Source organism: Gammaproteobacteria bacterium, assembly GCA_009845905.1.
Classification (GTDB): Bacteria; Pseudomonadota; Gammaproteobacteria; order Steroidobacterales; family Foliamicaceae; genus Foliamicus.
This window is the reverse complement of sequence record VXYS01000006.1, coordinates 122,024-135,692: the sequence shown is the minus strand read 5'-3', so window position 1 is coordinate 135,692 and position 13,669 is coordinate 122,024. Positions and strand designations below refer to the sequence as shown.

Below are 13,669 nucleotides of genomic sequence, written 5' to 3'. Positions count from 1 at the left end.
GGGATCACGTCCCGGCTATTCGCCCGAAGCCGTCCGTCGGCTATCCTCTCCTTCAGCCATGAGCGCAAACCATCTGCCCGATTATTTTTCAGTCGCCAACCCGGCGGGGCTGAGGCGCGAATACCCGCTGGGAGACGACTTCATCACGCGCTTCGCGGGCATGGGCCGCGACGAGTTGCGCGCTATCCAGGAAGGACGCTTCCGGCGCTGCCTGGAGCGCGCCTGGGCCACTCCGTTTTACCGCAGGCTGTGGGGAGAAGCGGGGCTGGAGCCGGGCGACGTGCAGAGCCTGGAGGACCTGGAAAGGCTGCCGGTCTTCTCCAAGTCCGATCTCATGAACAGCGTCGAGGCGAACCCGCCCTTCGGCGACTACCACGCCCATCGCGACGACGGTCCGCGGGCCGGCCCGGCAGGGCTGGTCATGCAGACAACGAGCGGCACGACCGGCGCGCCGCAGCCGATCTTCTTCGGACCGCGGAGCCGCGAACTGCAGGCGCTCATGGTGGCGCGCGCCTGGCTGCTGCAGGGGCTGAAGGACGGCGATGTCGTGCACTCGAGTTACGCGCACGGGATGGTGAACGCCGGGCACTTCGTGCGCGAGGCCGCGTTGCACTACACCCGGGCGCTGATGCTGTCGGCCGGCGCCGGCAACGAGACGCCCTCGGTCAGCCAGGTGGCGAACATGGCGCGCTTCGGCGCCACCGTGCTGGTGGGCTTTGCCGACTACCTTCGCAAGCTGGCGGATACCGCGCGCAGCCGGGGGCTGGAGCCGGGACGCGACATTCGGGTGCGAATGATTTCCACTCACCTGGGGCTGATGCCGCGCGATGAACTGGCCCAAGCCTGGGCGGCGGAAACGGTCTACGACTGGTACGGCGTGGGCGACACCGGGCTGATCGCCACCGAAGGCCCCGATCTCGATGGCATGCACGTCATGGAGGACGCCCACTTCCTCGAAATCCTCGACCCCGACAGCCAGCGCCCGGCGGCCGACGGCGAGGCCGGCGAACTGGTCTGCACCTGCCTGTACAAGGACGACGCCTATCCCATCATCCGCTTCAACACGCGGGACATGAGCGCGCGGCTGGCCGGGAACAACGCGCTGGGGTTGCCGTTCGAGCGGATCGCGGGTTTCCTGGGTCGCAGCGACAACATGGTGAAGTTCAAGGGCATCAATTTCTACCCCGAGGCGGCCGCCGCCGTGCTGGTCGATCTGGAGGAATACGCCGGCGACTACCTCTGCGTGCGCGAGGGCGAACAGCTCCACATCGAGATTGAAGCCGACGATCCGCGGCTGCCGGGCCTGGCGGATCGCTTCGGCGCGCTGATTCGTGAACGGCTGGGCGTCCGGGTGCCGGTAACGCTGCGCGAGCGGGGAGCGCTTGGGGAGCTCACCGGCTCCGAATCCCGCCAGAAACCCCGCCGCCTCGTTACCCGCTGATCGTCTGTTGGACGGTAATCACGACCCATTCGGTGAAATTGGGGTGCTGTGACAGGCCTTTCTCGTTGAACGTGTAGTCCAGGCCGATCAGATCCTGCCTGATGTGGTGCTGCAAACCGTCCGCGGAAGAAGCCGGCGACACGACGATCAGTTTCTTGCCCTTGCGTTGCGCCTGCTGCATCCAGCGTTTCAGTTGCCTCACGTTGCCCTCGCGCACGGGAGGGATGGCGTCGTCCTGCAGATTGATGGCCCGCACCTCGCTGATTCCGGTCGCCGCCTTGACCTGCTCGGCCAGGCTCTCGATCACCGGAAGGTCGAGCTCGTTGTCGAAGTCGTCCTCCGGGCCGTGGGCGACCAGGAACAAGGCTTCGTTGTCCGGGTCCGTGCTGATTTCCAGCGCATGATCGGACAGGATTTCGGCGATCAGCGGGTGGTCGTCCATGTGCGGGGCGAAAACGAGCTTCGCGCCGGTTTCGATGGGTTTGACCGTCAGGTACGAAGACTCGTCTCGCCGGCCCAGGATGTACTCCCACTGCCGGGTCATGGAGTTATGGACGGTCGACGTGGTCTGCACCAGCACGATTGTCGCGGCGCCGGCAGCCTCGAGATCGTCGATGGCCGCCTGCAGGTGGGACGAGGTCATCATGGCCATGCCGTAACCGATGGCCGTGGGAAATTCGCCGGCGATGGCGCGCATGGAATCGGTCATGATCCTGTCGCCGGCCTCGCTGACGCCATGTGACAGGACCAGCACGCCGATCTCGTCCCTGACGTCCGCGTCGCTCACGTACCAGGTGTAGTTCTCGCCCATCTGCGCCACGTTGATGCGCAGTTCGTTGTCCGTGAGCAGCCCGTACAGGGCGATCTTTTCCTTCAGTCCGGCGATGACGTCCTCGCTCAGCATGTCGCGCATGTCCATGCCCATGCGGCGGCGTCCCAGTTCGTCCGGCGGCGGCATCGGCATATCGTGACCCTGGTATCCGTGGGCGCGATGCGCGCCGTGGTCCTCCTGCGCCTGGATGGAGGCAAGACCCACGCCGAGCACCACGGCGCCGAGAATCGGAAAAGGAAATCGTCTAGGTCTCATCTGGAGGTCCTCCGTTGAGGTGCGGAGATGTCGGCGGGCTCAGGAAACCGTCCTCGATTTCCGCCACCTGGTCGGCCCAGGGCAGCATCGCCCGATCATGCGTGACCATGAGCGTGGCGACGCCATGCTCTCTGGTCTGTCTGGCCAGCAATTCGACCACTTCCCCGCCGCGGCTGTGGTCCAGCATGGAAGTCGGTTCGTCCACCAGCAACAGCGACGGTTCGGTCATCAGCGCCCGCGCTATCCCGACCCGCTGGCGTTCGCCGCCGGACATCTGGTCGGGACGGTGCGAGGCGCGGTGGGCGAGACCCACTTCTTCCAGGAGCCTTGCCGCCCGTTCCCTGTGGCCCCCGTCCGGATTGCGGCCGTTGATGTGAGCCATCAGCAGAAGCTGGTCCATGGCGGTCAACGCGGCGACCAGGTTGGACTGCTGGAAAATGAATCCGATTCGCTCGCGCCGCAATCGCGCCCGGTCGCCTTCCCCCAGCGCGGTCAGGTCCTTGCCTTCGATGACGATGTGCCCGGAGGTGGGCGGCAGCAGGCCGCCGCAGACCGCCAGCAAGCTCGATTTCCCGGCTCCGGACGGTCCCATCACGGCGCACAGATCGCCCGCCTCCACGGTCAGCGAGACGTTGTTCAGGGCGGTGACCTGCTGGTCGCCGTCGCCGAGGACCAGGGATACGGAATCGACTGCGAGCGTCATCGCAACTGCCCCAGCGCAATGATCGGATCGATTCGGGCAATCCTGCGCACCGCCAGGACCGCCCCCACCAGGCCGCCGCCGATGACCAGCGCGCCGGATATCAGCATGGCGCGGATATCGATGACGTAGGGGATGTCGGTGCGTTCGACGATCAGGTCGCCAAGGCCGTATCCGATCCCCACGCCGCAGGTCACGGCAACGGCCAGCAGCAGGGACACCTGCCCCAGGGCGTCGCGAACGAGATATCCCGTGGACGCGCCCAGCGCCTTGATCAGGCCGATCTCCTGGGTGCGCTGTATGGTCCAGATCGAAAAGAACGCGCCGATGATCAGCGTCGCGATGACCAGCAGGAAACCCTGGTTGATGCGCACCGAATCCCGCTCGGCCTTGTAGCCGGTGGACGCCACGAACGACATGGGCTTGTCGAGCGCGACCGTGAACAGCTCCTCGTCGATGGGAGCGATCTCCGTTGTTTCCTCGAGCTGCAGAGCCACCACGGTGGCGAAGTCGTAGAGGATGTCGGGCAGCGATTCGCCTTCCGGCGGCCCTCCCGGCGGACCGTAGGACGCTTCGGCCCACAGGCTAAACGGCGCATAGACGATGGGCGTGTGGGCGATGTTGTTGTGGGCGTCGAGCAGACCGACCACCTTGAGTTCGGTCAGCACCCGGTCCAGAACGATGGTATCCCCGATCTCCACGTTGTTTTCCGCAACCAGCATCCGGCTGACCACCACGCCATAGGGGTCGCCGCCGATGGGTTGGCCGGCGTCCGCGCCGGGATCGATGAAGGATCCCGGCTCCATGCCCCAGAGCGCCAGCGTGATCGGTTCGCCCTTGGAGGTCCGGGCGTTGAACATCGTGTTGCCCAGCTGAGTGGAAGTCGTTACTCCGGGCCGGTCCGCCCAGCCGTCCCACATGGCCCGTTCGACCATGCTGTTGGACCAGGTGGGCTTGTCGTCGTATTCGAACGCGAGGTGGGTGATGGGCAGGGCGCGGATGCCGGAAATGTTGCGGTCTACCAGACCGCTTGAGAGACCCGTCAGCAGCACCATCATCAGGGCCATCATGACGATGACCACGGCCATGAGCAGAAACCGGCCCTTGGCGAAGACGAGATCCCGGAGCGCGAGAAACATGGCGATGCTGATTCTACCGATGCGCGGGAGCAAATTGCTTGCTGCCGGCCCTCGCCTTTTCTCCTGCCCTTTCCCTGTTGAGAGGCGCTGTTCGCGCCGGGGCATCGGCGCTCACTGGCTCGGTTCCGCCATCCTGGCTTCAACGCTCTCCACAGGGAAAGGGCAGGAGAAAAGGCTTTAGTGGCGCTACGGGTACATACTTGCGCCTGACTGAAGCACAAGACCGTTCATCATGTCACTGCATCAACGACTCATCTCGATCCTCTTTTGCTTGTCTTGCAGCCCGTTTGCGGGAGACGCGGCGTTCGCAAAGGAGGGCATGTTTACGCCGGAGCAGATTCCCGGGATCGCCGGGGATCTGCGCGACACGGGGCTGAAACTGGACCCGGCCGCGCTGGCCGATCTGACCGCGTTTCCGATGGGGGCGGTGATCTCGCTGGGGGGCTGCACGGCCTCGTTCGTTTCGCCGAACGGCCTGGTGGTCACCAACCATCATTGCGCGCGCGGCTCGGTGCAGTTCAATTCCACCAGCGAGAACAACTACCTCGAGAACGGCTTTCTCGCGGCCTCGATGGCCGAAGAGCTCCCGGCCGCTCCCGGGTCGCGCGTCTATGTCACGCTGCAGGTGGACGACGTCACCGAGCGAGTCACCGGGGGACTGGACCCGGCGCTGGCGCCGCGTGAGCGTTTCACGAAGATCGAGCAGCGCCGCAAGGCCCTGATCAGGGAATGCGAGTCGGAACCCGGCTACCGTTGCCAGGCCGCGTCGTTCTTCGGCGGGCTGCAGTACAAACTGATCAGGCGCCTGGAAATCCGGGACGTGCGGATTGTGTACTCTCCGGCCGACGCGATCGGCAAGTACGGCGGCGACATCGACAACTGGCGCTGGCCGCGGCATACCGGCGATTTCGCCTTTTACCGGGCGTATGTCGGGCCGGACGGCAATCCCGCGGACTACTCGGAGGACAACGTCCCGTATTCGCCGCCGCATTATCTCGAGGTGTCCGCCTCCGGCCTCGAGGACGGCAACTTCGTGATGGCCATGGGTTACCCGGGAAGCACTTCCCGTTACGCCCGCCTCGCCTCCGTCAGGCAGACCTTCGATTGGCAGTATCCCGAGTTCGTCCGCTTTTTCTCCGACTGGATAGCGACGATCGAGGCCGCCGCGCCGGAGGGAAGCGAGGCCCGCATTCGCTATGCCTCCAGGCTGGCCCAACTGAATAACGTGCTCAAGAACCTCCAGGGCCAGATCGACGGGGCGCGCCGCAACGACCTGGTCGGCCGCCGGGCGCAAAGGGAAGCGCAACTGAACGACTGGATCGCGGCCGACCCGCACCGCATGATGCTGGGCCAGGCGATCGAGGAACTGGACGCGCTTTCCGAGGAACGGACGGCGGAGGCCAAACGCGGCTATTGGTACGGCAACGCGCTGCGGCCGCAGCTTCTGGGTGCGGCGCAGCGCCTGTACCGCCTTGCGCACGAGCGTGGGAAGCCGGACGCGGCGCGCGAGAGCGGTTACCAGGAGCGCGACATGGCGATGTTCCGCCAGCGCATGAGCGTGATCGACCGCCGCTATGACCCGGCGGTGGACAAGGCCGAATGGATGCTGTTCCTCAAGGGCTATCTGGCCCAGCCCGCCGAAATGCGCTTCGAGGCGCTGGACGAAGCAATGGGCCTCTCGCCCGGATTGAGCGACGGGGAACTGTCGGAAAAGCTCGACGGTTACTACGAAGATACGGTCCTGAACGACCTGAATACGCGTCTGGCGCTCATGGACGCGTCGCCCGAAGAGCTTGAGGGCCATGCAGATCCCTTCATTCGCCTGGCGGCGGCGCTGCACGAAACGCAAATGGAGCGGGAAGAGGCCGCCAAGGTCCGCAGCGGACGCGCCAACCTGCTCAACCCGCAGTACATGCTCGCGATCATCAACTGGCAGCAGTCTCAGGGCCATGCCGCCTACCCGGACGCGAACTCCACGCTGCGAGTGACTTACGGCACGGTAATGGGCGGTTCGCCCGCGGACGGACTCCTGTACGAGCCGTTCACGCGCCTAGAAGGCATCGTGCAGAAGGACACAGGCGAGGAACCGTTCAACTCGCCGGCCGCACAACTCGACCTGATCCGCGCGGGCGACTACGGCGACTATTTCCTGGACTCCATCGGTTCCGTGCCGGTCAATTTCCTGTCCGACCTCGACTCGACCGGCGGCAACTCAGGCTCGGCGACGCTGGACGCCCACGGCAAGCTGGTGGGGCTGCTGTTCGACGGCACGCTGGAGAGCGTGAACTCGGACTGGGACTTCGACCCGAGCATCACGCGCACGATCCACGTGGATACGCGCTACATGCTCTGGGTCATGGAAAAAGTCGACGGCGCCCAAGCGCTGATCGACGAAATGACCGTCGTTCGCTAGGCGCCGGGGCATCCCGCCCTCCGCGAAGACGGGAGGCTCATCGCTTCCCGAATTCAGGGCGGGAGCCGCTCAGCCGAGGATGCGTTCACGTTGGTAGAGGCGGATCGCTGCGCACGCCAGCAGCACTCCGAGCAGCAGTGTCGATACCACGGATAGCGCCAGCATGGATGCTTCGATGGGTTCCGCCCGGATCAGGTTGGTGACGAGCAGGTGCTGACTCAGGCTCGGAACCGCCATGAGCGCCAGCGAGGGCCGGACATTCATTACCGATGCAATGATCAGCGGCAACGTCGGAACCAGGATAACGAGGCCCAGATACGTCTGGGCTTCCTTGTAGCTCTTGGTGAATGACGCCACGACCGTCATCAGGGCCGCGCCGAGCGGCGCGAATGGAATGAGCACCAGGAAAGCGAACAATGCCGTTCCCGGATCGAAGGAACTGCTCATGCCCAGTTCCTCAAGGGGCATGAAGCGCACCGCGACCGTAAAGCATGCCAGCGTAAGGGCAAGCGACAGGAGCATGAACGCGACGGTCGCTCCCATTTTTCCGAGCAGCAGGCTCGAGCGGGGCACCGGGGTCGCAAGCAGCGGCTCCAGCGACTTGCGCTCGCGCTCGCCGGCCGTGGTGTCGGTAGCCAGATAAAGCCCTCCCATCAGGGTCGCGAACAACAGGAAATAGGTCAGCATACCAAGCAGAAGGGAAGAGCGCTCGTTTGCGGTGGATACATCGAAATTATCGATAATCAGCGGGCGTGCGACGGACGGGTCGAGCCCCCGGGCCAGCAGCCTCAAGGCGCCGATCCGCTGGGAGTAGGCATTGATCGACCCGCGGATACGTCCTGTACGCCCGCCCGACGTGGTGTCCGACGCGTTGTATATCAGACCCACATGAGCGCCGGTCCTGCTCGCCAGCTCCTCGCCGAATGAAGCATCGATGAAGACAACGACTTGCCGATCACCGTTGCGCACTGCATTCATCGCATCGTCGATGCTCGTGAGACCGTGCCCATTTGAGGCCGCAATGCCTCGACTCGCAAGAAACGCGACGAGGTTGGGGGCGTGTTCGGCGCCGATGATCGGCACGTGGATTGCTTTTTCCCCCGATGAGCTGGCCCTGGAGATCGTGAAGTTGATCAGGAAGACGAAGAGTATCGGCCCCATGAGCGGGCCAAGAAGTAGAGCCGTTAAAAGAGTGCGCCTGTCCCGCGAGTTATCGAGTATCTCCTTTCGGCAGACCGTGAGAATCGCCGACATCATGACGGCTCGCCGCCCACCGCGGAGACGAATATCTCTTCGAGGTCCTGGTTTTCATACCGGGCAGCCAGTTCCGACGGCGTTCCCTTTGCCGCGATCCTGCCGCGGGCGATGATCACCAGATCGTCGGCAAGCGCCGAGATTTCCTGCATGACGTGACTGGAGATCAGAACGCAGCGGCCTTCCCGGGCGAGTTCCCGCAACCACCCGCGTAGCTGGCGAATGGCCATCACGTCCAGCCCGTTGGTCGGTTCGTCAAGCAAGACGTGGGGAGGTTCGTGGACAAGCGCCCGTGCAAGCGCCACCTTTGTCCGCTCGCCCTGCGAGAACCCCTTGGCCCTGCGGTCGGCCACATCGCCAAGATCGAGTCGCTGCACGAGACGATCGATTCGCCCGGCGAGCGTGGCGCGATCCAGGCCGCAGAGCTGTCCGAAGTAGCGTATGTTCTCGACTGCCGTGAGATGGGGATAGAGGCCGGCGTCGTGGGGCAGAGTGCCGATGATCCCGCGGACTGCTAATGGATCCGTCGCGACATCGATCCCGCCGATCCGCGCGGCGCCGGCAGTTGGCCACAGTGCCGTCGAGAGCACTCTCAGACAGGTGGACTTGCCGGCGCCGTTCGGACCCAGCAGGCCGGTAATGCGACCGTCCCGGGCGCGAAAGTTCACGTCGGACAGCGCCGAAATCTTGCCGAACCGCTTGGTAAGCGCCTGGACCTCGATCACGAGAGCTTCCGAATCACCCGCGAGACGCCGGTTCAGGGGCCGGGGCCGGCGGCGTTGAGGAAGAAGGGCGCCGGTATCACCCGATTGAGGCAGCGGACATCGAGATATTTGGTCTCTTCCGTGTCGATGAACTCCCGCATAAGGTCCCGCATACAGCCGATGGGCGCCATGCCGTGCCCCTGGTCGTCCGCCACGAGGTGGAGGGCACGGCTCAGGCCTCCGGCGATCACGTCCTCGGCATACCTGGCAGGGGTCACCGGGTCGTTGGAGCCCGACAGCAACAGCACGGGATGGGCGCTCACCAGGGGCTCCCTGAAGTCGGGATCGACGATGCCTTGCGGCCATTTCGCGCAAATAGTGTTCAGGGCGTCGACGATCGACGTCCCCAGATAGGCATCCCCGGCGCCGCCGGAGGTCTCCACCTCATCAAACGGGTGATCCTCGCTGCAGATCACCGAGTTATGCATGGGGAAGCTCAACGCCCGCTCGAGGTTGTCCTGGATCAGTTCGGCCTGCGCCAGCAGCATTTCGAAGCGGCCGTTTGCGGCCTCGTCAATGATCAGGGGCAGGAGCGCCGCCAACGCGTCCGAGTAGCTGAACATCCGGGTCACGCCCATCAGGTATTCCTCGGTCACGAGCGTCACTTTCATTTCCCCCGTCGCCGTGTCCCTTGTTGCAACGGTTACGGGAGAATCCTTTATCCGCGACATCAGGCCGTCAAATGTCGACGCCAGATCTCCATACCGATTTGCGCACCCGACGTCCCGATCGCAACGCTCGAAGATTCCGTCGAGCGCCGTCTGCGCGTCGAACGCCAGGTCGGGGCCCAGCGCCAGAGTCGGCGGGACAACGCCGTCGAGCACCAGCGTGCGAACGTGTTCCGGATAACGCCGCAGGTAGTGCTGGGCGACACGACTGCCGTAGGAAACGCCGTAAATGTTCCACCGGTCGACACCGAGTTCGCGCCTGACGGCATCGAGATCCCGGACGGCGGCGGACGTGGTAAAGAAACGCGGATCGCGCTCGAGGCCTGCGAGGCATTCGGCTACCAGGGTCTTGAGTTCACCCTGGTCGGCAAGCTGAAAATCGATATCTTCGGGCAATTCGCACCGAAAGCCCGTCGCCGAACGCCCGGTGCCGCGCTGATCGACGAGAATGATGTCGCGCTCGCGCCGCACGGGCCCGAATGCGCCCCTCGTCTGCATATAGAAGTCCACGGTGCTTTGCCCGGGACCGCCCGCGATCAGGACCAGGGGGTCGGGCCGGGGACTTGCCGACTGTGCCGGAATACGGGCAACGAACAGCTCGAACTGCTCACCTTCGGGCGCTCCGGGATCAAGCGGGACTTCAAGGACCGCACACTGCGCATAGCGTTTTGAAACGCCCGGCGTCTCAAGTACGCAGCCCGACTCGTCAAGTTCGGCACCCGTGCGCACTGGCGCGATGCAGACGGCCATGACGAACAGGATCGTCGGCCGTGGCAATGCCTTGTTGTATTGCCTCATCGGGCCGGATACTACATGACGCTGCCGGGGCGGATACAATGCCGGCATGCCGGGAGGGCGGCAACTTGACGGCGGCGGCGAACAGACGTCGCGGCTGTTTGCAAACTACGAGGTTCGCCCCGAGTTCTACGACGAGATGTTCGACGGCGACGGCGCGCCGCGCGCGCATTGCCGGAAGCTCTACGAAACGCTCAACCGGATGCCGGCCGAGGACATCGCCGCGATGCAGGAACTGGCCGAGCGATCTTTCCTGCATCAGGGGATCACCTTCGCCGTGTACGGCGAAGAGGGGGCCCAGGAGCGGATCATTCCGATCGATTTTCTGCCCCGGCTGATCGCAGCCGCGGAGTGGGACTTCATCGAGCGCGGGCTGAAGCAGCGGCTCAAGGCCCTGAATCTGTTCCTGGCCGACGTGTACGGCCCGGGCAGGATCCTGTCCGACGGCGTGGCGCCCGTGGACCTGGTGCTCGGCTGCCCGCAATACCGCATCGAAATGCGCGGCGTCGAGGCCCCGCACGGCGTGTACGTGGCGTTGTGCGGCACCGACCTGGTGCGGACCAAAGAAGGTTTCAAAGTGCTGGAAGACAACCTGAGAGTGCCTTCCGGCGTGTCCTACATGCTGGCCAACCGGCGCGCGCTCAAGGCCAGCCTGCGCGGCGTTTTCCGCCGCCACCACGTTCGCGGCATCGGGCACTACGGGCAGCTGCTGCGAAAGACGCTTGAGGAGCTTGCGCCGCACGGCGTGTCCGATCCCTGTATTGTTCTGCTTACGCCCGGAGTCCATAACGCGGCCTTCTACGAGCACATGTTCCTGGCCCAGGAAATGGGCGTGGAGCTGGTGCAGGGCAGCGACCTCGTCGTTCACAAGGGATTCGTGCATATGCGCACCACAGCCGGGCTGAAGCGGGTCGATGTGATCTATCGCCGCATCGACGACGATTTCATCGACCCGTTGGCGTTTCGCGCCGACTCGCAGATCGGCGCTCCGGGGCTGTTCTACGCCTACCGCCTCGGCAACGTCACGCTGGCCAACGCGCCGGGCACGGGCGTGGCCGACGACAAGAGCGTGTATGCCTATGTTCCCGACATGATTCGCTACTACCTGGGCGAGGAACCGCTGCTGGCCAACGTCGAGACTCACCTGTGCCGCAATCCGGAATCGCTCGCCTACACGCTGGACAATCTGGACAAGCTGGTGGTGAAGATGGTGGGCGAATCGGGCGGCTACGGAATGCTGGTGGGTCCTCACGCCACGCCGGATGAACGAAACGACTACGCCAGGGAACTCCGCAGGAATCCGTCGAACTTCATCGCCCAGCCCACGCTCGACCTGTCGGTCTCGCCGTGCCTGTCCGAGGGGGGCGCGGCGCCGAGGCATGTCGATCTGCGGCCCTTCGTTCTTCGGGGCCGGAAAACGAGGCTGGCCCCCGGGGCCTTCTGCCGGGTGGCGCTCACCCCGGGGTCGCTGGTCGTGAATTCGAGCCAGGGCGGCGGCGGCAAGGACCTCTGGGTGCTCTCGGAATAGCGCCGCATGCTCGCGCGCAACGCCAGCGGCCTGTACTGGATGGCGCGCTACCTGGAGCGGGCGCGGCATGGGTGCCGGCTGCTTCGCGACCAACTCGCAACCATGGAGGACCGGCCGGTCGAGCAGATTGCGGACAGTTGGCGCCGGCTGTACCTAGCCGCCGGACGCTCGCCGGTGGGCGGCCACATGGAATCGGCCGGCGACGAGGAGGACTTCATGGCGGCGGACGCCTACACGCTCGCCGACGACCTGACATTCGCGCGCCACAACCCGGACTCCATCCGCAACTGCGTGGCCGCCGCCCGCGAGAACGCGCGCCAGATCCGCAACGTGATCGGCAGCGACATGTGGTCGTGCCTCAACATTACCCATCTGGACCTCCGCGACGTGGAGATCCAGGCCATCTGGGCCGCGCAACCGGGCGACTTCTTCGCCCGCGCGGAGGACAGCATCCGCGCCTTCTGGGGAATTGCGGAAAGCGCGATGTACCGCGACGGTGGCTGGCATTTCCTGGTGCTGGGACGCTTCGTGGAGCGGGCCCAGCTGCTGGGCGCCCTTGTGGAAGCGCATATCGCCGTTTTCCCGTCAAGCAGGCGGGACGGCGAATGGGAATGGCGCTCGCTGCTGGCGGTGTGCGAGGCCCACTTCGCCTACCGCCACCTGTACCCGCTGGAACACCGGCCGGATCGCATTCTCGATTTCCTTGTGGCCGACGCGCGCCTCGCGCATTCCCTCCGCCACTCGCTGTTCATGATCGCGGAATCGCTCAAGGAAGTGTCCGGAACCCCGGCGCGACAGGCCGAGGTTGCAAGGCGCGTAAGGCGCATGGCCGGATGGATAGACGCTGACTGGCCCAGGCGCGACCCGAATGACGACGAGGCTGCGCTCGCGGCCCTGGCGCGCCTGCGTCAATCCTGCCGGCAACTGCACGACGATATCGCGACCGCATTTTTCTCCGTCGAAATCCAGGACCGGGGCGGCCGGACATGACACGCCACAACGTGGAGCATGTCTCCGAATTCAGCTACGGGGCGGCGGTGCATGGAAACCTGATGCTTCTTCGGCTGCATCCGAGCGAGGACTTCGGGCAACAGGTCCTGTCGTTCCGCCTGGATGTCCGGCCCGCCGCAGACTGGGTGGCATGCGAGGACGCCTTCGGCAACCGGTGCCATCTGCTCAGCATTCATCGCCGGCATCGCCGCGCCACCGTGCGCGCCAGCAGCGAAGTGGAAACGGCCGCCGCGCCGCCGCTGCCGGAACGCATTGATGCGGCCGCATGGAATGCGCTTTCGGACCCCGGCGTGTCGCTGCGCTACTGGGAGTTCCTGACGCCCGGCGGGTTGGCCCGGCCGGGGCCGGCGCTTGACGCGTTCGTTGAACAAAACGGCATCGGGCGCGGCGAGGACCCCCTGAGTTCCCTGCTGACCCTGTCGTCCCGGCTCCACGACGTGCTGCGCTACGAGCCCGGCAGCACCGCGGTGGATTCGCCCATCGAACGCATTCTTGCAACCGGCAGGGGCGTTTGCCAGGACTACGCCCACGTGATGATCGCCATTGGCAGAACCTGGGGCATTCCCAGCCGTTACGTGTCGGGCTATCTCAATCCCGGCGCGGCTTCGGGCGAACAGCCGTTGCCGGCCGCCAGTCATGCCTGGGCGGAATTTCGTCTGCCGGAACTCGGATGGGTGGGACTTGACCCCACCAACGGAGCCGGGGCCGGCGCGGGGCACATCCGCACCGCCGTGGGGCGCGACTACAACGATGCGGCGCCTACCCGGGGGACCGTTTTCGGCGGGGGCGAGTCCCGCCTGGGCGTACACGTCACGGTGAGCGAATCGGGGCCCGGGGCGCACGCCCGCCGCCCCCAGGCGCCTCAATAA

Annotated in this window: 11 protein-coding genes; 5 read left to right on the top strand and 6 right to left on the bottom strand. The window is 65.2% G+C overall.

What is annotated here, in order from left to right; genetic code table 11:
* The first annotated feature begins 109 nt into the window (after nucleotides 1–109).
* A complete protein-coding gene (locus tag F4036_06150; GenBank protein MYK37325.1) occupies nucleotides 110–1,441 on the top strand; it encodes a phenylacetate--CoA ligase in 1,332 nt (443 codons plus the stop codon).
* Here the strand turns inward: F4036_06150 and F4036_06145 are convergent.
* Genes F4036_06145 through F4036_06135 form a run of 3 tightly spaced genes read right to left on the bottom strand, consistent with a single transcriptional unit; the run spans nucleotide 1,431 to nucleotide 4,472 of the window.
* On the bottom strand, nucleotides 1,431–2,528 hold the full coding sequence (locus tag F4036_06145) for a hypothetical protein (protein ID MYK37324.1): 1,098 nt from the start codon (nucleotides 2,526–2,528) through the stop codon (nucleotides 1,431–1,433). The genes F4036_06150 and F4036_06145 overlap by 11 nt on opposite strands.
* Nucleotides 2,518–3,231 carry an ABC transporter ATP-binding protein gene (locus F4036_06140; GenBank protein MYK37323.1) on the bottom strand — a complete coding sequence of 238 codons (714 nt, stop codon included), beginning with the start codon at nucleotides 3,229–3,231 and terminating at the stop codon, nucleotides 2,518–2,520. Before F4036_06140 ends, F4036_06145 begins: the two co-directional genes overlap by 11 nt.
* Entirely contained in the window at nucleotides 3,228–4,472 is a 1,245-nt protein-coding gene (locus F4036_06135; protein MYK37322.1) for an ABC transporter permease, read from the bottom strand. Before F4036_06135 ends, F4036_06140 begins: the two co-directional genes overlap by 4 nt.
* Before the next feature lie 127 nt (nucleotides 4,473–4,599).
* Here F4036_06135 and F4036_06130 point away from each other — a divergent pair, with 127 nt between their 5' ends.
* Nucleotides 4,600–6,780, top strand: a complete 2,181-nt coding sequence (locus tag F4036_06130) for a S46 family peptidase (GenBank protein ID MYK37321.1) — start codon at nucleotides 4,600–4,602, stop codon at nucleotides 6,778–6,780.
* Nucleotides 6,781–6,849: 69 nt separating this feature from the next.
* Here F4036_06130 and F4036_06125 read toward each other — a convergent pair whose 3' ends face one another.
* From F4036_06125 to F4036_06115, 3 genes are read right to left on the bottom strand one after another with little or no spacing between them, the layout of a single operon-like run.
* Nucleotides 6,850–8,037: an ABC transporter permease gene (locus F4036_06125; protein MYK37320.1), complete on the bottom strand. Its 1,188-nt coding sequence runs from the start codon at nucleotides 8,035–8,037 to the stop codon at nucleotides 6,850–6,852.
* Nucleotides 8,034–8,759, bottom strand: coding sequence for an ATP-binding cassette domain-containing protein (locus tag F4036_06120; protein ID MYK37319.1), 726 nt, complete (start codon nucleotides 8,757–8,759; stop codon nucleotides 8,034–8,036). The genes F4036_06125 and F4036_06120 overlap by 4 nt, the downstream gene beginning before the upstream one ends.
* A gap of 32 nt (nucleotides 8,760–8,791) precedes the next feature.
* Nucleotides 8,792–10,312, bottom strand: a complete 1,521-nt coding sequence (locus F4036_06115; GenBank protein MYK37318.1) for an alpha/beta fold hydrolase — start codon at nucleotides 10,310–10,312, stop codon at nucleotides 8,792–8,794.
* Between F4036_06115 and F4036_06110 the strand changes: the two genes are divergently transcribed.
* The 3 genes from F4036_06110 to F4036_06100 are packed head-to-tail and all read left to right on the top strand — an operon-like array spanning nucleotide 10,311 to nucleotide 13,669.
* Entirely contained in the window at nucleotides 10,311–11,789 is a 1,479-nt protein-coding gene (locus F4036_06110; protein ID MYK37317.1) for a circularly permuted type 2 ATP-grasp protein, read from the top strand. The two genes, F4036_06115 and F4036_06110, sit on opposite strands and share 2 nt — an antisense overlap.
* Nucleotides 11,790–11,795: 6 nt before the next feature.
* Complete coding sequence (locus F4036_06105) at nucleotides 11,796–12,779, top strand: alpha-E domain-containing protein (GenBank protein MYK37316.1); 984 nt, start codon at nucleotides 11,796–11,798, stop codon at nucleotides 12,777–12,779.
* On the top strand, nucleotides 12,776–13,669 hold the full coding sequence (locus tag F4036_06100; GenBank protein ID MYK37315.1) for a transglutaminase family protein: 894 nt from the start codon (nucleotides 12,776–12,778) through the stop codon (nucleotides 13,667–13,669). The genes F4036_06105 and F4036_06100 overlap by 4 nt, the downstream gene beginning before the upstream one ends.